This window comes from Roseovarius aestuariivivens, assembly GCF_004761875.1.
Lineage (GTDB): Bacteria > Pseudomonadota > Alphaproteobacteria > Rhodobacterales > Rhodobacteraceae > Roseovarius > Roseovarius aestuariivivens.
The window spans coordinates 12,950-32,691 of record NZ_SJEY01000014.1 but is presented as its reverse complement, the minus strand read 5'-3'; the positions used below and the strand labels follow the sequence as shown (position 1 = coordinate 32,691).

Annotated in this window: 19 protein-coding genes; 8 read left to right on the top strand and 11 right to left on the bottom strand. The window is 64.1% G+C overall.

The genetic code is table 11. The features are described from left to right. Positions 1–26: 26 nt before the first annotated feature. Positions 27–1,088 carry a YeeE/YedE family protein gene (locus EZV60_RS17895; protein ID WP_135507247.1) on the top strand — a complete coding sequence of 354 codons (1,062 nt, stop codon included), beginning with the start codon at positions 27–29 and terminating at the stop codon, positions 1,086–1,088. A gap of 131 nt (positions 1,089–1,219) precedes the next feature. Here the strand turns inward: EZV60_RS17895 and EZV60_RS17890 are convergent, their stop codons facing one another. After that, the gene (locus EZV60_RS17890) at positions 1,220–3,421 is read right to left on the bottom strand and encodes a primosomal protein N' (RefSeq protein WP_135507245.1); all 2,202 of its coding nucleotides are present in this window, start codon (positions 3,419–3,421) and stop codon (positions 1,220–1,222) included. 107 nt (positions 3,422–3,528) lie between these two features. Here EZV60_RS17890 and fsa point away from each other — a divergent pair, with 107 nt between their 5' ends. From fsa to EZV60_RS17870, 4 genes are read left to right on the top strand one after another with little or no spacing between them, the layout of a single operon-like run. Continuing rightward, a complete protein-coding gene (gene fsa / locus EZV60_RS17885) occupies positions 3,529–4,182 on the top strand; it encodes a fructose-6-phosphate aldolase (protein WP_135507243.1) in 654 nt (217 codons plus the stop codon). A gap of 36 nt (positions 4,183–4,218) precedes the next feature. Next, positions 4,219–4,926 (top strand): DUF484 family protein, encoded by a 708-nt coding sequence (locus tag EZV60_RS17880; RefSeq protein WP_135507240.1) that lies wholly within the window; start codon positions 4,219–4,221, stop codon positions 4,924–4,926. Further along, positions 4,923–5,837: a tyrosine recombinase XerC gene (locus EZV60_RS17875; protein WP_135507238.1), complete on the top strand. Its 915-nt coding sequence runs from the start codon at positions 4,923–4,925 to the stop codon at positions 5,835–5,837. Before EZV60_RS17880 ends, EZV60_RS17875 begins: the two co-directional genes overlap by 4 nt. A gap of 36 nt (positions 5,838–5,873) precedes the next feature. Beyond that, on the top strand, positions 5,874–6,572 hold the full coding sequence (locus EZV60_RS17870; RefSeq protein ID WP_135507236.1) for a CDP-alcohol phosphatidyltransferase family protein: 699 nt from the start codon (positions 5,874–5,876) through the stop codon (positions 6,570–6,572). On the opposite strand, the gene EZV60_RS17865 is transcribed toward EZV60_RS17870, so the two are convergent. The 4 genes from EZV60_RS17865 to EZV60_RS17850 are packed head-to-tail and all read right to left on the bottom strand — an operon-like array spanning position 6,573 to position 9,546. After that, a complete protein-coding gene (locus tag EZV60_RS17865) occupies positions 6,573–7,514 on the bottom strand; it encodes an OmpA family protein (RefSeq protein ID WP_135507234.1) in 942 nt (313 codons plus the stop codon). A gap of 3 nt (positions 7,515–7,517) precedes the next feature. Further along, positions 7,518–8,090 carry a peroxidase-related enzyme gene (locus tag EZV60_RS17860; protein ID WP_135507232.1) on the bottom strand — a complete coding sequence of 191 codons (573 nt, stop codon included), beginning with the start codon at positions 8,088–8,090 and terminating at the stop codon, positions 7,518–7,520. Further along, positions 8,087–8,827 (bottom strand): GNAT family N-acetyltransferase, encoded by a 741-nt coding sequence (locus EZV60_RS17855; protein ID WP_135507230.1) that lies wholly within the window; start codon positions 8,825–8,827, stop codon positions 8,087–8,089. The genes EZV60_RS17860 and EZV60_RS17855 overlap by 4 nt, the downstream gene beginning before the upstream one ends. Beyond that, positions 8,824–9,546, bottom strand: a complete 723-nt coding sequence (locus tag EZV60_RS17850) for a competence/damage-inducible protein A (RefSeq protein WP_135507228.1) — start codon at positions 9,544–9,546, stop codon at positions 8,824–8,826. Before EZV60_RS17850 ends, EZV60_RS17855 begins: the two co-directional genes overlap by 4 nt. Before the next feature lie 48 nt (positions 9,547–9,594). Here EZV60_RS17850 and sfsA point away from each other — a divergent pair, with 48 nt between their 5' ends. Together sfsA and map are read left to right on the top strand one after the other, a co-directional pair. Next, positions 9,595–10,296: a DNA/RNA nuclease SfsA gene (gene sfsA, locus EZV60_RS17845; protein ID WP_135507226.1), complete on the top strand. Its 702-nt coding sequence runs from the start codon at positions 9,595–9,597 to the stop codon at positions 10,294–10,296. 73 nt (positions 10,297–10,369) lie between these two features. After that, positions 10,370–11,233 carry a type I methionyl aminopeptidase gene (gene map, locus EZV60_RS17840; RefSeq protein WP_135507294.1) on the top strand — a complete coding sequence of 288 codons (864 nt, stop codon included), beginning with the start codon at positions 10,370–10,372 and terminating at the stop codon, positions 11,231–11,233. Positions 11,234–11,243: 10 nt separating this feature from the next. On the opposite strand, the gene EZV60_RS17835 is transcribed toward map, so the two are convergent. From EZV60_RS17835 to EZV60_RS17825, 3 genes are all read right to left on the bottom strand, one after another. Continuing rightward, positions 11,244–11,492, bottom strand: coding sequence for a DUF3253 domain-containing protein (locus EZV60_RS17835; protein WP_280952607.1), 249 nt, complete (start codon positions 11,490–11,492; stop codon positions 11,244–11,246). 23 nt (positions 11,493–11,515) lie between these two features. Beyond that, the gene (ileS, locus tag EZV60_RS17830; protein ID WP_135507224.1) at positions 11,516–14,488 is read right to left on the bottom strand and encodes an isoleucine--tRNA ligase; all 2,973 of its coding nucleotides are present in this window, start codon (positions 14,486–14,488) and stop codon (positions 11,516–11,518) included. Positions 14,489–14,691: 203 nt separating this feature from the next. Further along, a complete protein-coding gene (locus tag EZV60_RS17825) occupies positions 14,692–16,296 on the bottom strand; it encodes an FAD-dependent oxidoreductase (protein WP_135507222.1) in 1,605 nt (534 codons plus the stop codon). A gap of 118 nt (positions 16,297–16,414) precedes the next feature. On the opposite strand from EZV60_RS17825, the gene EZV60_RS17820 reads away from it, so the two are divergent. Further along, positions 16,415–16,825 carry a group III truncated hemoglobin gene (locus EZV60_RS17820; RefSeq protein WP_135507219.1) on the top strand — a complete coding sequence of 137 codons (411 nt, stop codon included), beginning with the start codon at positions 16,415–16,417 and terminating at the stop codon, positions 16,823–16,825. A 45-nt stretch (positions 16,826–16,870) separates the two neighbouring features. Here the strand turns inward: EZV60_RS17820 and EZV60_RS17815 are convergent, their stop codons facing one another. The 3 genes from EZV60_RS17815 to EZV60_RS17805 are packed head-to-tail and all read right to left on the bottom strand — an operon-like array spanning position 16,871 to position 19,721. Then, on the bottom strand, positions 16,871–17,869 hold the full coding sequence (locus EZV60_RS17815) for a YcjF family protein (protein ID WP_135507217.1): 999 nt from the start codon (positions 17,867–17,869) through the stop codon (positions 16,871–16,873). After that, positions 17,866–18,309 (bottom strand): GNAT family N-acetyltransferase, encoded by a 444-nt coding sequence (locus tag EZV60_RS17810; RefSeq protein ID WP_245306353.1) that lies wholly within the window; start codon positions 18,307–18,309, stop codon positions 17,866–17,868. Before EZV60_RS17810 ends, EZV60_RS17815 begins: the two co-directional genes overlap by 4 nt. After that, positions 18,306–19,721, bottom strand: coding sequence for a YcjX family GTP-binding protein (locus EZV60_RS17805; RefSeq protein WP_135507215.1), 1,416 nt, complete (start codon positions 19,719–19,721; stop codon positions 18,306–18,308). The genes EZV60_RS17810 and EZV60_RS17805 overlap by 4 nt, the downstream gene beginning before the upstream one ends. Between the last annotated feature and the right edge of the window lie 21 nt (positions 19,722–19,742).

The following is a 19,742-nucleotide window of genomic DNA, read 5'->3' as shown; positions in this document are numbered from 1 at the left end:
GGGAAACCACCGCCCGAGGCCCAGACATGGATATCATCCCGCTCCTCGACCGTATCGGAGAGACCCCCGCCGCCGCCCTTCTGGGCTTGCTCACCGGCCTCATCTTCGGCGTCGCCGCCCAGCGCTCGCGCTTCTGCCTCCGCGCCGCCTGCGTGGAGTTCGCGCGCGGCCAACTGGGTGACCGACTCGCGGTCTGGCTGCTGACCTTCTCGACAGCGCTCGTGTGGGTTCAGGGCGCACAGGCGCTGGGGCTCTTCCGCAGCGCCGACGCGCGCATCCTCGCAATCCCCGGAAGCTGGTCCGGCGCGGTGATCGGCGGGCTCCTCTTCGGCGTCGGCATGATCCTCGCGCGCGGCTGCTCGGGGCGGCTTCTGGTTCTGGCGGCCACGGGCAACCTGCGTTCCGTGGTCTCGGGGTTGGTCTTCGCGGTGGTGGCGCAGATGTCGCTGGCAGGCTGGCTCGCGCCCGCGCGCAACGCGCTCGCTGGTCTCTGGATCACGACCGGCGGGCAGAATGTGAACCTTCTGACCGTCGCCGGCCTGCCGCAGATCTCCGGCCTCTTTTTCGGCCTGACCTGCGCTCTCGTCGCGCTGGCCCTCGCCTTTCACAACCGCATCGGTCTCTCACGGCTGGTCTTTGCCTCGGGCGTCGGGTTTGCCGTCGCCGTTGGCTGGGTCGCCACCTTCACCCTGGCCCAGGCCGCGTTCGAGCCGGTCGCGGTGACCTCCGCCACCTTCACCGGCCCCTCTGCCAATACGCTGATGTTCTTCCTGGACCGCGCCATGGTGCTGAATTTCGATATAGGCCTCGTGCCGGGCGTCTTCCTGGGCGCGTTCGCGGCCTCGTGGCTCGCGGGCGAGTTCCGCTTTCAGGGGTTCGAGGACGAGGCCAATATGCGCCGCGCCATGACCGGAGCGGCCTTCATGGGCTTCGGCGGCATGCTGGCGGGCGGCTGCGCCATCGGCAACGGCGTGACCGGCGGCTCGGTCTTCGCTGGCACTGCGTGGCTGGCACTTTGCGCGATGTGGGCCGGGGCGGTCGTCACGGATTTCCTCGTCGATCAAAAGCACCGTCTCGTGACCGCCTGAGCGCAAAGCGTTAACGCCCGGCCCGGCCTCCAAGTCTCGCGCGTTCGGTGTACGGACGGTGTACAGGGTGTGTACGCATGTCATATCGCACTTTCGGGCCTCAGAGACGTGATTAACACCCCGCACGATGCTCAGTAGAAACTCTGCGGATCGATATCCACCGACAGCCGGAACTGCGCAGATCCCCTGACCGGCGCGATCCACTTCGCCAGCGCCCCCTGCAGCGCCACGCCCTTGGGCGCCTTCACCAAAAGCCGTACCCGGTGCCGCCCCCTCACCCGCGCAATCGGCGCCGGGGCAGGGCCAAAAACCTGCGCGCCTACCGCCCTTATAGGTCCGTCATTCCGCGCCAAAAGCGCCCCGATATCAAAGGCTTCCTGCATATCCGTCGAGGACAGGATCAGCCCTGCCATGCGCCCGAAAGGCGGCACGCCCGCCGCCTGCCGCTCGGCGGCTTCGGCCCGCCAGAACCCTTCCTCGTCGCCCGACAGTATGGCCCGGATCACCGGATGTTCGGGCTGAAACGTCTGCAAAAGCGCCGTGCCGGGCTTTTCCACCCGCCCCGCGCGCCCCGCCACCTGCCGCATAAGCTGAAACGTCCGCTCCGCCGCGCGCAGGTCAGAGCCCTGCAAACCAAGGTCCGCATCGATCACCCCTACCAGCGTAAGTCTTGGAAAATTATGGCCTTTCGCCACCAGCTGCGTGCCGATCACGATATCCGTATCGCCCTCCGCGATCTCCGCGATCTGCGCCTTGAGGGCCCGCGCCGACCCAAACATGTCCGAACTCAGCGTCGCGATCTTCGCCTCCGGGAAAACCTCCGCGGCCTCCTCGGCCAGCCGCTCCACCCCCGGCCCAACGGCAGCCATCTTGCCCTCCACCTCGCAGGCCGGACACACCTCTGGCAGCGGCTGCGTCTCGCCGCATTGATGGCACATCAGCCGCTTCAGGAACCGATGCTCGACCATGCGCGCGTCACAATGCGGGCACCCCACCTGGTGCCCGCAGGCCCGGCAGATGGTGACAGGCGCGTAACCCCTTCTGTTCAAAAAGAATAACACCTGCTCGCCCTGCGCGATCCGCGCCTCGGCGGTGCGCCGTAGCGTGGGCGAAATCCAGCGGTTCGAAGGCAGAGTTTCGGCCCGCATATCCACCGCGCGCAACTCCGGCATCACCGCAGGGCCGAACCGCGCGGTCAGATCCAGCCGCGTGTACTTGCCGGCTTCGGCATTGGCCCATGTCTCCAGGCTCGGCGTGGCCGAGGCCAGGACCACCTGCGCGCCGCACAGACTGGCCCGCAAAACGGCCATGTCGCGGGCATTGTAGAGCACGCCATCCTCTTGTTTATACGACGTGTCATGCTCTTCATCGACCACGATCAGCCCCAGGTCGCGGAACGGCAAAAAGAGCGCCGAGCGCGCGCCCACCACCACGTCACAGCCGCCCTGCCCGACCATCTTCCAGATCCGCCGCCGCTCGGTCATCGTGGCCCCCGAATGCCACTCGGCGGGCATCGCCCCGAACCGCGCCTGCATCCGGGTCAGAAACTCGGGCGTCAGCGCGATTTCCGGCAAAAGCACAAGCGCCTGCCGCCGTTGCCTTAACGTCTCGCTAACCGCTTCGAGATAGACCTCCGTCTTGCCCGATCCGGTCACCCCCCGCAGGAGTGTTGCAGAAAACGTCCCCGATCTGATCTTGTCACGCAACGCATCCGCCGCCACCGCCTGATCTTTGGTCAAATCGGTGTACGCATACCCCGGATCGAGCCGCGGAAACGGCGTGTCGCGCGGCGTGTCTTCCTCTCGCACGACACCCTGCTTGACCAAGCCCTTGACCACGGAGGACGTCACCCCGGCCATCTCGCTCAGCTCTTTGAGCGTAAAGGCCAGCCCGCCATACTCCTCCAGCGTCGCCAGCACGCGCGTCCGCGCGTCGGTCACCCGGTCGGGCTTGCCCTCGCCCAAGCGGTAAATCTTCTGCATAGACGGCGGGTCGCCCAGGCCCGGCGCGCGGGTGGCCAGCCGCAGCATCGCCGACATGGGCGTCAGGGTGTAATCCCCTGCTTTCTCAAGGAAATTCCGCATCTCGTCGCGCATCGGCGCCACGTTCAGCGCCCGGATCACCGACCGGATCTTCGCGCGGTCGTAATCCCCCTTCCCCGGACCCCAGACCACGCCCAGAACCTTGCGCGGCCCCAAAGGCACCTCGACGAACGCGCCAAGGTGACAGCCGCCCTCGGGCGCTTTGTAATCCAGCACGCGGTCCAGCGGCTGCGTGGTCAGAACGCCCACCAGCTGCCCTGTGTCAAAGAAATCGGCACCGGTGAAGGACAAGGGAACTCCTGTGCAAAAGGGCGCAAAGGTGAGGGGTTTCGGCACCGCACTCTATGGGGTAAACGCGAGGGGAAGAAACCCCATCCCGCGCAAGAAGGGCAAGCCCCATGAAGTTTTTCGTAGACACCGCCGAGGTCGACGCCATCCGTGAACTCAACGAGCTCGGCATGGTCGACGGCGTGACCACCAACCCCTCGCTGATCCTGAAATCGGGCCGCGATATCCTCGAAGTCACCAAGGAAATCTGCGACATTGTCGAAGGTCCGGTCTCGGCCGAGGTCGTGGCATTGGAGGCCGACCAGATGATCGAGGAAGGCCGCAAGCTGGCCAAGATCGCGCCCAACATCGCGGTCAAGGTGCCGCTCACCTGGGACGGGCTCAAGGCCTGCAAGGTGCTCTCGGGCGAGGGCAACATGGTCAACGTGACGCTCTGCTTTTCCGCCAATCAGGCCCTTCTGGCGGCCAAGGCCGGGGCCACGTTCATCTCGCCCTTCATCGGGCGTCTCGATGACATCAACCTCGACGGAATGGAGCTGATCGCGGACATCCGGCAGATCTATGACAATTACGGCTTCGAGACGCAGATCCTCGCCGCCTCTATACGCACGGTCAATCACGCGCATCAATCGGCCATGATCGGGGCGGATGTGATGACCGCGCCACCGGACGTGATCAAAAAGATGGCCGCGCACCCGCTGACCGATAAGGGCTTGGAAACCTTTTTGAAAGACTGGGAAAAAACAGGGCAGAAAATCCTGTAAGGGCGTGCTATAAGACCCAAAAAAACCGAGGCACAGATGAGCACGAAGCCCCTGATGAACGATATGCTGCGCGAAAAGATCATCGCGCAGCCCGATGTAATCCTTGAGGATCAAGATCTTATGCGCGCGCTCATCGCGGCGAACGAACGCGCGATGGGCAACAATATCGTCGATCTGCGCGGCATTGCGATGGAACGGCTCGAAGCGCGCCTCGAACGTCTCGAAGACACCCACCGCAGCGTGATCGCAGCGGCTTACGAGAACCTCGCCGGCACCAACCAGGTGCACCGGGCGATCCTGCGGATGCTCGATCCGGTGGAATTCGAAAGCTTCCTGCGCGATCTCGGCGGTGACGTCGCCACCATCCTGCGCGTCGACTGCATCAAGCTTGTGCTCGAGTCGGTCCAGAACGATGACGACCCGGCGGTCAAACGACTGGGCGACGTTCTGTCCGTCGCCGAACCTGGCTTCATCGCTCGCTACCTTACGTCGGATCGCGCCGGTCCGGTCCGGCAGGTGACGCTGCGCCAGATCAGCGAAGGCGATGCGCGGATCTACGGCCGCGAGGCAGAGTTCATGCGCTCCGAGGCGTGCCTGCTTCTGGATTTCGGTGAGGACCGCCTGCCCGGCCTTCTGGTCATGGGGGCCGAGGACCCGCATCAGTTCAGCCCCCAGCAAGGGACCGATCTTCTGGCCTTTTTCGCGGGTATCTTCGAAAGGGCCATGCGCCGCTGGCTGGCATGATCTCGATTGCCGCCCGCGACGCGCTGTCGAAGTGGCTTGACCATCAAAAGGCGCTGCGCGGGGCCTCCGATAACACGATCGACGCCTATTCCCGCGATGTGGCCGGGTTTCTCGCTTTCATGACCGAACATAGCGGTGCGGCACAGGGCCTTGCTGCGCTGGCCCGCATTGAGGTGTCGGACATGCGCGCGTGGATGGCCTTCACCCGCGGCAAGGACGTGGGCCCCCGCAGCCTCGCGCGCAAGCTCTCGGCGGTCAAAAGCTTCTATCGCTGGCTGGCCGAGCGCGAGGGTTTCGATCCTTCCGCCGTACTCTCGGCGCGTGCACCCAAATATCAGCGCAAGCTTCCCCGTCCGGTCACGCCTGACGCCGCCCGAGACGTGATCGAAACGCTGGACATGCAGCACGCCAAGCCCTGGATCTGCGCACGCGACCAGGCGGTGGTCACGCTGCTTTACGGCTGCGGTCTGCGCATCTCCGAAGCATTGGGCCTGAAAGGCCGCGACCTGCCGTTGGGCCACAGCCTGCGGATTACCGGCAAGGGCGGCAAGGAACGGGTGGTGCCGGTCATCGCGCCGGCCATCGCGGCGGTGGAGCGCTACCTGCATCTCTGCCCCTACCCGGTCGAGCCAGACGCGCCCGTGTTTCGCGGCGTGCGCGGCGGCGCGCTGTCGCCACGCGCGGTGCAACAGGTGATGGCGCAGGTGCGCGCGCAGCTTGGCCTGCCCGCGACGGCAACACCTCACGCCATGCGCCACAGCTTCGCCACCCATCTGCTCAACGCCGGCGGCGACCTGCGCGCGATCCAGGAACTTCTGGGCCACGCGTCGCTGTCGACGACACAGGCCTACACAGCGGTGGACAGCGCACGGCTCATGGATGTCTACCGCCGCGCCCATCCCAAAGCCTGATTGCCTTCCGCCGGGAATTGTACCAAGAGACCGCCCATGACACGCGAATTGAAGGCCTTGCTCGTCCACCTCCTCACCGCCACCGGTGCGGTTTTCGCCATGCTGGCGATGCTGGCGGCGGTCGAGGAAAAATGGAGCCTGATGTATCTCTGGCTCGTGGTGGCCTTCGCCGTGGACGGGATCGACGGGCCGCTGGCGCGGAAATACCACGTCAAGCACAACGCCCCGCAGTTCGACGGAATCCTACTGGATCTCATCATCGACTACCTGACTTACGTGTTCATCCCGGCTTTTGCGCTCTTCAAATCCGATCTTCTGCCGGGCTGGACAGGCTGGGTCGCGATCATTCTGATCACCTTTGCCAGTGCGATGTATTTCGCCGATACCCGCATGAAAACCAAGGACAACTCCTTTTCCGGCTTTCCAGGATGCTGGAACATGCTGGTGCTGGTGCTGTTCGCGATCGAGCCGAATTTCTATGTTTCTCTCACGCTAGTGACCCTGCTGGCGATGGCGATGTTCCTGCCGCTCAAATTCGTCCACCCTGTGCGTACGGAACGCTGGCGGACGGTCACGCTGCCGGTGGCCTTCGCCTGGACATTTTTTGGCGGCTGGGCGGCCTGGGTCGATTTCCACCCCGAAAGCTGGGCCCATTGGGGGCTCGTCGTAACCAGCATCTACCTCACGCTGGCCGGGATCGCGCAGCAGGTGTTCCCCGCGCGCAACGGCGCGTGATCAATCGCTAAGCAGCACCGCCTCGACCCGTCTGTTCTGTTCGCGCCCGTCTTCGGTCAAGTTTGTGGTCAGCGGCGCGAGATAGCCCATGCCGCCCGCCTCCAACCGGTCGCGCGCGATGCCGTAGGTCGAGACGAGACGCTCTAGCACAGCCTGCGCCCGGCGGCGCGACAGGGAAATGTTGGGCTCAAGGCCGCCCACCGTATCGGTGTGGCCGACCAGCGCCACGCGCCTGGTTTCCTTCTCCTGAAGAAACTCCGCCAGCGCATCGAGCGAGGCGAAAGGCCCCGCGCCAAGCGCCACCGTGCCGGACGCGAAATCCAGATCGTTCAGAACGGCCCGGCCCTCGCGCATCAACCGCGTTGCCAATGACCGCGCCTGCAAGGCCGGCTCATCCGGCGTGTCGGCTTCCGGCGCCACCTCTAAGGCTGGACGCGCGGTGTCCCCTGGATCCACCCGAATAACCTGAATATACCCCGCGCCGCCGACCCGGCTAACCAGCAGCGTGGCGAAGCTGACCGGTTCGCCGCTTTCACCGCGACGGGCGGACAGAAAGTGGTAATCCAACAGATCAACGAACATGTCCGGGGCGGGCAGGACCCGTGTCTGGAACCGGAAATCGAACCCGCCGCAGTCGCGCGCGGCACAGGTGAAAAGGATGTCGTAACCGGCGTCGATCACCTGCCGGCGTAGCGGCCGCAGGATCTGCAGCGTGGTCAGTCCCGGTGCCTCCATGCGCCACGCTTCCTGGACCAGGGCCCCCTCGACCCGCAGTGCGGGCACCTCGCTGCCGTCATAGGGGCCGACGGGCACGAAATAGGACGCCGCGGCCTCACGGATCTCGCGCGTCTTGTCGGCGCTCGACGGAAGGGACAGGTTCAAAGCCGTGGCGATCCCCGGCCAAAGGCCAATGAAAAGAGCGATTGCGACGCGGTGCGGCACGCCCTACCGGGCCTGTCCGTGATACACGGGATTGGGCTGCATGCCCGTCGCGCTGGCCACGCGATTGGTCATGGAAAAGAACCCCACAACCGAGGCGATGTCCCAGATATCCCGGTCGGAAAAGCCCGCCTCGCGCAGCGCAGCGCGGTCGGCTTCCACCACTTCGGCGGACGCCTTGGCAACCTTCTCGGCAAACACAAGCATGGCCGTCTGCCGGGCGTCTAGCTTGGCGGCCCGCCAGTTCATGACCATGGCCTCGCCCAGTTCGGGCCGGCCCGAAAGCGCGCGCACCGCCGCGCCATGGGCCACCTGGCAGTACCAGCAGCGGTTGATGGAGCTGACCACCACCGCGATCATCTCGCGCTCCAGCTTGCTCAGCCCGCTGTCTGCCAGCATCAGGTCGTTATACATCGCCGTGAACGCGTTAAGTTTGTCGATGTCGAACGCATAAGCGCGCAGGACATTGGGCACCATGCCCAGCTTTTCCTGACACACGTCGAAGTATTTCCGGGTTTCGGGCGGCAGCGGATCGACCATCGACAGGTCGAGGGCGGTGGGGCGGTCTTCCTGACTCATCTGGGCGACGCGTCCTTCTTGATACGGTAATGATACTCTCCCACAAGCGTCATGCCGAGGGAAGCGTAGAGCGCATTGGCGCCCGTGTTGGCCTTGGTGCACAGAACGGCAAGATGTGTCGCCCCTTGGGTTTTGGCCCAATGGGCCGCATGGCGGGTCAGGTTCCGGCCCATACCCGCACGGCGCGCGCGCGCCAGGACTTCAAGCGCGTGGATCATCGCCACGCCGTCATGCACGGCGACGAACCCGGTGGCGGCGGGCCGGTTGTCATGGCGACCGAAAAGTGTGGTTTTCGGCTCCCGCACGCGCCGCATGACCTCGATCCGCGCGGGGCCTATGCCGCCGGCCTTCCAGATATCCAGCTGGATCGCCATCGGCTCCCAGATATCGAAGGTGGTCACTCGCGGCAGGCGCGCGCCGGTCAGGCTGTCCAAGGGGCAGGCATAGGCATTGACCGGGTCGATCACGTCATAGCCCGCGTTGTCCAGCCGGTCGTCAAGGACCCCTTCCCCGTCACGAAGCATGAACAGGCTCGATTGCCCCAAGGCCTGCATCGCCGCCTCTGCCTCGGCGAGGTCGGCCGTTTGGGCATCGCCCGCCAGCGTCGCCGCCGACACCCGCTTGCCGCCACCTTGCCCGTTCCGGATGGTCCACGCGCCGACCTGCCGCGTCGCGGCAGGCGGCCAGGTCGCCTCTGTCACAGCATAGAGTTCGGCGATGCCCGGCAGCCCGGTCATGCCTGCACTGCCCCGCGCAGGGCGTCCATCGCCGCGTCAAGGCGGGCTTCGTCCTGACCTCGGATGACGATATTGACCGAAAACCTGCCATCTTTCATCGCCGGGTAGGATCCGAAGGACAGCTCAGGGAAACGCGCGGCCAACTCGGTCAGCGGTCCGGCGATGTCGCCTTCCCCTTTCGAAACCGTCATATTGCGGGACTGCACCGGCGCACCGCCGGTCAGTTCCGGCAGGACGCCCGCGACCATCGCCTCGAAAATCGCCGGGACCCCGGCCATCACGTGCACGTTGCGCAGCGTGAAGCCGGGCGCGGCGCTCACCGGGTTGTCGATCAGCGTCGCCCCCTCCGGAATCCGCGCCATCCGCAGGCGCGCCTCATTCAACTCAATGCCCTGTCGGTCATAATGCGCCTGCAGCACCGCGCGGGCGTCGTCGCGCAAGCCGATCGACACGCCAAAGGCCCGCGCGACATTTTCCGCGGTGATATCGTCGTGGGTGGGTCCGATCCCGCCGGAGGTGAAAACGTGGTCATAGGCATCGCTTAACGCGCGCACCGCCGCCTCGATCGCCGCGGGCTTGTCCGAGACCACCCGTACCTCGCAGAGGTCGATCCCATGCGCCGTCAGCGCGTTGGCCAGATGGTGCATGTTCGAATCGCGGGTCCGACCCGACAGGATCTCGTCACCGATCACCAGCATCGCGGCGGTAGGATTGGACATGACTGGCACTCCTTGCTTGGTGTCTCGGACGGGTATAGGGCTGAGCCGATGCGCTTTCAAACCCCCCTTGTGCCCGCGACCCTGATCCGGCGCTACAAACGTTTTCTTGCCGACATCCGCCTCGATGACGGCACCGAGGCCGTCGCCCATTGCGCCAATCCCGGCTCGATGATGGGTCTGGCGGATCCCGGCACGCGCATCTGGGTCGAACCCAATGATGATCCGAAGAAAAAGCTGAAATATGGCTGGCGGCTGGTCGACCACGGCGACGGCCATTTCACCGGTGTCGATACAGGACTGCCCAATCGTGCACTCAAGGCGGCGCTCAAGGCCGGGGAAATCCCCGAATTCTCTGCCTATGCAGAGGTGCTTCCGGAACAGAAATACGGGGATAAAAGCCGCATCGACTTCCTTCTGCGCGGTCCGGGCCTGCCCGACGCCTATATCGAGGTAAAATCGGTCACGCTTTGCCGCACGCCGGGGCTCGCCGAGTTTCCCGACAGTGTCACCGCGCGTGGCGCGAAACATCTGGCAGAACTCGCGAAGATGGCCCAAAATAGGCATCGGGCAGTGCTTTTCTATCTGGTGCAGCGCACCGATTGCACCCGCGTCGCTGTCGCCGCCGATATCGACCCGGTATATGCCGAGGCTTTTGCCGCGGCGCAGCAATTCGGAGTTGAAATCCTCGCATACGACACACGCATAACGTCAGAAACCCTTGTCATTGGCCGGAAATTGGCGCTTAGCTAGACGTGTGGCACTGGTCCTGCCCGATATTTAGACCTAAGTATTGAAAAACGCGAAACAGATTTCAGACGAAGCCGTGAACGAACAGCACCGAGGCAGACTGACCAGAGACGGTATCCGCATTCACGAAAGCGCGGACTTTTCCGGCATGCACAAAGCAGGCCGACTGGCGGCCGAGATCCTCGACCGCCTCGCAGATCACGTCTTCGTCGGCCAGACCACCGGAGAGCTGGACCGCATCATCGAAGCGCATGTCTCCGAAGCAGGCGCGAAATCCGCAACGATTGGCTACAAGGGCTACCAGCACGCCAGTTGTATCAGCGTCAATCACGTGGTTTGCCACGGCATTCCCGGCGACAAGATCCGCAAATGGAAAAACGATATTCATCGCCGGGACGATGACGCGCTGAAGGATGGCGATATTCTGAATATCGATGTGACCGTGATCGTCGATGGCTGGTACGGCGACACCAGCCGCATGTACGTGGCCGGCAAGCTCAAGCCTTATGCCGAGAAGTTGATCCAAGTCACCCACGACAGCCTGTTCAAAGGGATTGAGGCGGTCAAACCCGGCAACACTTTCGGCGACATCGGTCACGCGATCCAGACGTTCGTGGAAGGCCACCGCATGAACGTCGTGCGCGACTTCTGCGGGCACGGGCTGGGCCGGGTCTTTCACTCACCGCCCAATGTTCTGCATTACGGCCGCCCGGGCACGGGCCCGGTTCTGGAAGAGGGCATGTTCTTCACCATCGAGCCGATGGTCAATTTGGGTCGTCCCGAAACCAAGGTTCTGTCGGACGACTGGACCGCGGTGACCCGCGACAAGTCACTCTCGGCGCAGTTCGAGCATTCCATCGGCGTGACGGCGGACGGGTTCGAAATTTTCACGCTCTCGCCCGCGGGCCGTTTCCATCCGACCTGGCGCGAAAGCGCCTGAACTCTTCCGCTCAGCGCAGGGACAGCCGGATCGGACCTTTTGCCGACAGCGGGTCGACCTCTTTTCCTCTCTGGGTCGCGCGCATTGGCAGGCGCGCGGCGATCTCGCGGACATACGGCATAAGCGGACGCCAGTCCCGCGCCAAAGCCCGCGCTGCTTCTGACGGGCAAAAGGTCTTTCCCGGCCCGCGCGACCGCGCCAGTTCCATCAGCTTTTCTTCGATCGCTTCTTGCGTGACTTCTTCCGGCAGGGCGGGCAATCTGCCCGCCCTACTGTTTTCCGTCACGAAAGCGCCGCGTCACAGCGGCTGCAGGTCGCGGGATGCGCATGCTGTCCCACGTCTGGCAGGATCTTCCAGCAGCGTTGGCATTTTTCGCCCTCGGCTCTCTCGAACACGACCGAAACACCCGGTGTCTCGGGCATCCGATAGGCCTCTGCCGGCGCCGGATCGGCGGTCAGCCGAATATCCGACGTGATGCAGATATCCTCGAAATTCACCGATTTCAGAACCGCCAGAAGATCAGCGTCCTCCACATGAACCACCGGCGCAGCCTCAAGGCTCGCCCCGATCACCTTGTCCGTGCGCTGCACCTCCAGCGCGGCGGTCACCACCCGGCGCGCCTTTCGCACCCCGGCCCATTTCTGCGCCAACGGCTCGTTCAGCCAATCTGCAGGCGTTTCGGGAATATCCACCAGATGCACCGAGCTTTCGTCGCCCGGGAACCGCTCCAGCCAAACTTCTTCCATGGTGAAGACCAGCACCGGTGCCAGCCACGTGGTCAGCCGGTGGAACAGAAGGTCCATGACCGTGCGCGCCGCCCTGCGTCGCGGCGTGTCCCCGTCGCAGTAGAGCGCATCTTTGCGGATATCGAAATAAAAGGCAGAAAGCTCCACCGTCGCGAAGTTGAAGAGCGTCTGGAACACGCCCTGGAAATCATAGGCCGCATAGCCGGTGCGCACCCGGTGATCGAGTTCCGCCAGCCGGTGCAGCACCCACTGCTCCAACTCAGGCATATCCGCCGGATCAACCCGATCCTCTTCCCGGAAATGCGACAGCGCACCCAGCATGAAGCGCATCGTGTTGCGCAGCCGGCGATAGCCGTCGGCCACGCCCTTGAGGATCTCTGGCCCAATCCGCAGATCGGCGGTATAGTCTGACTGCGCCACCCAAAGCCGCAGGATATCCGCACCGTATTGCTTGACCACCTCCTCGGGCGCCACGGTGTTGCCGAGCGATTTGGACATCTTGTTGCCCTTCTCGTCCAGCGTGAAGCCGTGGGTCAGCACGCCGCGATAGGGCGCGCGGCCAATGGTGCCGCAGGCCTGCAGCATCGAGGAATGAAACCACCCGCGATGCTGGTCGGTGCCTTCAAGGTAAAGATCGGCGAGGCCATCGTCAGAGCCATCCTCGCGGTCGCGCAGCACGAAGGCGTGGGTGGAGCCGGAATCGAACCAGACGTCGAGAATGTCGTCGACCTTCTCCCACTCACCCGGGTCGTAGTCATTGCCGAGGAACCGTTCCTTCGCGCCCGGCTTGTACCACGCATCCGCGCCTTCGGCCTCGAACGCCTCCAGGATTCGCGCGTTCACCGTTTCGTCGCGCAGCAGGTAGTCGGGGTCGGTCGGCTTTGCGCCGACCTTCACAAAGCAGGTCAGCGGCACGCCCCAGGCGCGCTGCCGCGATAGCACCCAATCGGGCCTTGCTTCGATCATGGAATAAAGCCGGTTGCGGCCGGTCTTGGGTGTCCACTCCACCAGCTCGTCGATGGAGGTCAGCGCGCGTTCGCGGATCGTCTCGCCATAGGTGTCCTGCCCGTCGCCGACCTTGCGGTCGATGGCGGCGAACCATTGCGGCGTGTTGCGATAGATCACCGGCGCCTTGGAGCGCCAGGAATGCGGGTAGGAGTGCTTGATCTTGCCGCGCGCCAGAAGGCCGCCGACCTCGACCAGCTTGTCGATCACGGCCTTGTTGGCATCCCCTTCACCGCCCTTGCGATTGAGAATGTACGTGCCGCCGAAGAACGGCAGATCTTCCCGGAAAGAGCCGTCATCCATCACGTTGTAGGTGATGACCTGATCCAGCATGCCGAGGCCGCGATAGAGGTCATATTCCTCCATCCCGTGGCTGGGCGCGCAGTGGACGAACCCGGTGCCCTCCTCATCGGTCACGAAATCAGCGGCGCGAAAATCGCGCAGGTCATCCCATTCGCCATTGGCGCCCTCGGCGCCAGCCAGCGGATGCTTGAGGCTGAGGCCCGACAGCTCCTCGGCGCTGACGTCACGAACACGCGTGTACATGCCTTCTTCCAGACGCGCGCGGCGCATCACGTCGCCCGCCAGCTTGTCGGCCAGGATCAGACGCTCGCCCTTGACGGCCCAGCATTCCTCGGGCGTGTAGGTGACTTCGTAGAGGCCGTAGGCGAAGTGCTCACCATAAACGACAGCCTTGTTCGACGGGATGGTCCAGGGAGTCGTGGTCCAGATGACGACGCTTGCATGTTGCAGGTCGTCAGCGATTATACGCGTTGCTAGCTGAGTGCCGTCGTCCGACTTGATTTGCTTTCCAACAACTCTGAACTTCACCCAGATGGTGAAGCTTTCCTTGTCGTGATACTCCACCTCCGCCTCGGCCAGCGCCGTCCTCTCGATGGGCGACCACATCACGGGCTTGGAGCCCTGGTAGAGCGTCCCGTTCATCAGGAACTTCTGGAATTCCTCCGCGATGATCCGCTCGGCGCGGAAATCCATCGTCAGATACGGCTTCGACCACTTGCCGGTCACGCCAAGGCGCTTGAATTCGTCGCGCTGGATGTCGATCCAGCCTTCGGCGAACTTGCGGCATTCCTGCCGGAAGTCGACCACGTCGACCTTGTCCTTGTTAAGGCCCTTCTTGCGGTACTGTTCTTCGATCTTCCACTCGATGGGCAGACCGTGACAGTCCCAGCCGGGGATATAGCGCGCGTCGCGGCCCATCATCTGCTGGGACCGCACCACCATGTCCTTGAGGATCTTGTTGAGCGCGTGACCGATATGCAGATGCCCATTTGCGTAGGGAGGGCCATCATGCAGCGTGAAGGGCGCGCGCGCCTCCGCCTTGGCCTTGTCGCGCAGGCGGGTGTAGATCCGCATCTCGTTCCAACGCTCCAACCATTCCGGCTCGCGCTTGGGCAAGCCCGCGCGCATCGGGAAATCCGTCTGCGGCAGGTTCAGCGTGTCTTTGTAATCGGGTGTCGTGTCAGTCGTCTCGGCGCACATCGGATGCGTCCTTCTGGTCTTGATCTGTCAGGGTCTGGGGGGCGGCGCGGATGTGTCATACGCCTTGTCCCGGCGGCTCAGAGGGTCAGAGCGCCGGGCAGGTAATTCGAACGATGATCGAAAAACAAGCCATCATGATGCGCGTTATATGGTGCAGGTCAGGCGGCGTCCAGAGCCAGCCGCGACGCGGCGACAAACCGTGCCTACTCGGCGTTCACATGCTCCCAGACCTTCGAAATCACCACCGATCCCTCGCCTACGGCCGAGGCCACGCGCTTGACCGAACCCGCACGGACATCGCCAACGGCGAAAATGCCCGGACACGAGCTTTCGAAGGGGCTTTCGGGTGCCGTTCCGGTGTTGACGAAACCCCGATCATCAAGGTCGCACACACCCGAAAGCCACTCGGTATTCGGCGCTGCACCCACCATTAAAAACAAGCCGTTCGCGAGGACATTGCGGGTGCCGTCCGGTCCTTTCAGCGTCACTTTTTCAAGCGTAGACGCGCCGTGCAGGGCTGCAACCTCGGTCCGGTATTGGATGGTGATCTTCGGCTCTTTTTCCAGCCGGCTGGACAGGTAGTCGGACATCGAGGCGGCCAATGACGTACCCCGGACCAGCAGATGCACATGCGCGGAACTGCGCGACAGGAACATCGCCGCCTGCCCGGCCGAGTTGCCGCCGCCCACGACATAGACATCGCCGTCCCTGCAATACCGCGCCTCGGTTTCGGTCGCGGCATAATAGACCCCGACGCCCTCGAACCGCTCCAGCCCGTCGATCGGCAGACGGCGATACTGCACACCTGTTGCCACGACCACAGCCTTGGCGCGGATCTCGGTGCCGTCACTCAGCATGGCGAGAAAAAGGTCATCCCGGCGCTTCAACGCGGTCACGCGCAACGGCATTGCGAAAGTCGTACCGAACTTCATGGCCTGCACATGCCCCCGCCAGACCAGATCGCCCCCTGAAATGCCGGTGGGGAAACCCATGTAATTCTCGATCCGGCTGGACGTGCCGGCCTGACCGCCGACGGCAATGTCCTCGACCACCAGCGCCGACAAGCCTTCGGCCCCGGCGTAAACCGCAGCCGCCACGCCGGCGGGTCCGCCCCCGACGATCAACACGTCGACCAACCGGTTGTCGCAGATTTCAAGATCCTGGCCGAAAAGCGCGGCCAGCTTGGCCGGGTCAGCATCGTCCAGCACCGTGTCCCTGCCGATGATCACCGCAGGCGTGTCGGGTGCAATGCCACAAGTTTTGGCAAGCGCACGCGCCTCGGGGCCATTCAGATCAAGCGTACGAAACGGCAAGCGGTTGCGCGACGCGAAAGAGGCGATGCGGCGCATCTCCCGATCCTGATCGGCCCCGATGATGGCAATGGCCCCGTCCTGATCCTCGATCTGGCGACGGCGGCGGGCGGCCATAACGGAAATGATGATATCGCTCATCTCCGGGATGCTCGACATAAGCTCCAGCACCTTTTCGCGCGGCACGGCAAGCAGCGTGGTGTCCTCGGACGCCCGGAAAGGCATGCCGTGGTTACCGCCGTTGAGAAAGGTGATATCGCCCATGAATTGCGACGGGCCAAGACCGTGCGGAAGGAAGGGTTCGCGGGTCTGCGGATCAAGCACATCGATCCCGCCCTCGATCACGTACAGAAAATCCGCCATCGGATCGCCGATATCGGCGATGATCTCGCCCGCCTTGAACCGGCGCAATTCGCCGTGCCGCTTCAGTGCTGCGACATGGCTGTCGTGCAAGGGCGTGCGCACCATCTGTTTGAGGTCACCTGCCAGACTTTCCATATCAAACTCCTGACGTGTGGCGCGACCCCGCACGCCGCCTGCCAGTTTTAGTTGATCTCCGGGTCTTGTCACGTCCGGTGCTGTTGCAATCGCAAGAGGCCGCCGTCAAAGTTCGGGCATGACGTCCGCCCTGCCCCCGCGTTTCGACATCACACGCCCCGAGATCGAGCGGGTGGTCGCAACGTTCTATGACGCCTGCCGACACCATCCGGGGCTTGGGCCGGTGTTCGCCAAGCACGTCACAGACTGGCCCGCGCACGAGGCGCGTGCGGCGGATTTCTGGGCCAACACCATCCTGCACGAGCGGTGTTATGACGGCAATGCGCACCGCGCCCACGTGCAGGCGGGCAACGTGAAGCCCGGCATGTTTTCCACCTGGCTGGGGCTCTTCGACAGCGTTTTGCGGGCCGAGCTGCGTCCTGATCAGGCGGCGGCATGGTCGGCGCTTGCTCATCGGATCGGCAACACCCTGCGCGCCGGCGTTGTCGAACGCGAGACGCATCCCGGCGGCATTCCAAAACTGCGCTGAACCCCGTCGTCCGTAGAGAAATTTCCGGGCCGCTCTTCAGCTTGCTCAAGCGCGGGAGAAGAGCCCCGTCAACGACCGCGACACGATGGACGAAACGGACGGCTTGGCGATGCGGGCAAAACGCAGCGGCCGACAGACCTCCATCGCGGCAACGCCCACCCGCGCGGTCAGCGCACCGTTGACTATCCCCTCGCCGAAACGGCGCGAAAGCTTTGACAATAGCCCGCCGCCAGCCACCGATCCGATTAGGTCGTCGCCCACGGCAACCGCGCCCGTAGCCACCAGATGAGTCATCACCGCGCGCGCCAGCCGCCAGCTTCCCAAAGTGCCGGAGCGGCCACCGTAAATCTCGGCGATACGCCGGATCATTCGCATATTCGCGGTAAGCGCCGCGATGACATCGGCAAAGGCCAGAGGTACAACTGCCGTTACTGTCGCCACCTGCCGCGCTGCGGCCTCGATTTCCAGTCGCGCCGCCTGATCGAGCGGCTTGAGCAATTCGGTCTCCGCCAGTCCCAGAAGATCGGCGGCCTCGACCTGTTCGGGTCCGTAATCCCGCATCCGCTCGCGGCCCCAGCGGGTGTCGTCGCGTGCGCCATAAAGCTTCGACAGATCCTGTATCACCCGCCGCGCCGCGGTCAGGTCGCTGGCCGCAAGGGCGGCATCCGCGGCGCGGTGCAAACCGTCGATCTTGGACAATCTTGAAAACGCCGCCAATTCCCGCAGAGCAATGACACAGCAGGTCAGTGCGAACGCTGCAACCAGCCCGGTGACGGCATAGCCCAGAACAGCATTTCGAGCCAAAAGCGCCGTGATGAAATCCCAAGCCGCCACCGAAAGCACCGCGCCAAGCAGCGCCAGCAGAAGCCCCCAGAAAAGCCGCGCCAGCCGAGAGGGTCGGCGTGCGGCCAGCGTCGCCACCGTCTGCATTGCACGGCCTTCGGGCGCGGGCGGAAGATCGCGCTCGGGCACCGGCGGGGCCGTGGCCGGACTCGGGGTGTCGGCGCTGTCCTCCAGGTCGATCAGAACCGGTCGTTTGCTCATCTTTCCACTCGTCTTTCCGGCGGCCAGACCATCAGGATATCCGGCAGGTTTTCATCATTGCCGCCGCCTTGCGGCACACGGGCCTTCTCGGCAAAGCCCGATCTTGCGTAGAACCGTCGCGCGCCGCGATTGCGCTGGATCACCCACAGATCAAGCCGCCCGGCCGCGCGCTTGGCCTCGGTCAAAAGCATCTGGCCAAGTCCCTGCCCCCGACGCCGAGGGTCCACGTAAAGCGCATGCAGCCTCGCGCCGTCCCGAATCGAAAAACCGGCCACGCCGCGGTGGTCGCACACGACCCGCACCCAGCCCCGCGCGACGGCCTTGGCGATCAGTCTCGCATCGACCCAAGCCGCGCGCGCCCGCGAGGTCGCGCGCAAAATCGCCACCAGCCGTGGCACGTGCCACAGACGCGCGGGGCGCAGACGCGCGGGCGATCTCAAAGCCTGTCCCCGATAAGAAACTGCGCCGCGCGGCCAAGCCGGATATGCGGCGGGCCTTCATTGGGGCGCAGCGTCAGCGGCGCAGGGGCGAATCGCATGATCTCGTAATCCGCGTTCAACCACCTCTCCGCCCCGTCACGAGCCGCCGTCAGAAGCTGCGCGGGATCCTTCGGCAGTTCTCCGGGATAAAACGCCGCCCGGCGGCCCGTGTCCAGAAGCGTGCCGCGCACGCAATCGAGCGGCGCACCGTTATGGGTGATGGTCTCTTCGGTGGTGGCGCGCAACGCCGCAATGGCCATACCCGCCGTTTCCGCACCGGCGAAATCCGCTCTGTTGCGGGCGTCACGCATCAGCGCTTCTATGATCGCTGTCAGGCGGCCATGCTGTTTGTGGTGCAAATGATCGGACTTGGTCGCGGCGAACAGGATCTTTTCGACCCTGCGGCCCATCAGCAGCCTTGTCAGAAACGCGTTGCGCCCCGGGCGGAAGGCGCCAAGGATCTCAGCCATCGCGCGACGCATATCCTCGACCGCTTGCGGCCCGTTGTGAATGGCGCCAAGCGCGTCGACCAGCACGATCTGGCGGTCAATGCGTGCGAAATGGTCACGAAAGAAAGGCTGAACCACCCGGGCCTTGTACGCCTCGAAACGCCGCTCCATTTCCCGCCACAGCGATTTTCGCGGGGTCCTTTCCGGGCGGGAGAGCGGCGCGAAAGTCAGCACCGGTGACCCAGCTAGATCACCGGGCAATAGAAAGCGGCCCGGCGTGCAATCGGACAATCCGGCCTCTCGCGCGCTCTGCAGATAGGCGGTGTAACTGGCAGCAAGCGCCTGTGCCTTCGGCTCCTCCAGCTCTTCCGCCACTTCCGTTTTCGCCGCCAGACGCAGGTAGTCTTGCGCACCTTCGCGCGCCGCGATCCGGTCGAGAACCTCGGCAGACCACGTTGCATAATCCTTTTCCAGAAGCACAAGATCGAGAAGCCACTCGCCCGGGTAATCGACGATATCGAGATGGACCGTGCGCGGACCCTGCAAACCGGCCAGCAACCCGGCCGGACGCACCCGCAAGGAAAGGCGCAACTCGGAAACCGACCGCGTACTGTCGGGCCAATGCGGTTCCGGGCCGGTCAAGGCGGCCAGATGTTGCTCGAAATCGAACCGTGGCAGGGTATCGTCCGGCTGCGGTTGAAGATACGCCGCAGCAATCCGGCCTTCCGCAACGGCGGCAAGCCCCTGCATGCGCGCGCGGTTCATCAGGTTGGCGACCAGCGAGGTAATAAAGACGGTCTTGCCAGCCCGGCTCAGTCCCGTCACGCCAAGACGGATGGCCGGCTCGAAGAACGTTTCCGACATCGTATCGGTCACGGACTCGACGCCGCGCGTAAGACCTTCGGCGATATTGCTGATAAACACGAGAAACCCGCCCCCTTCCAC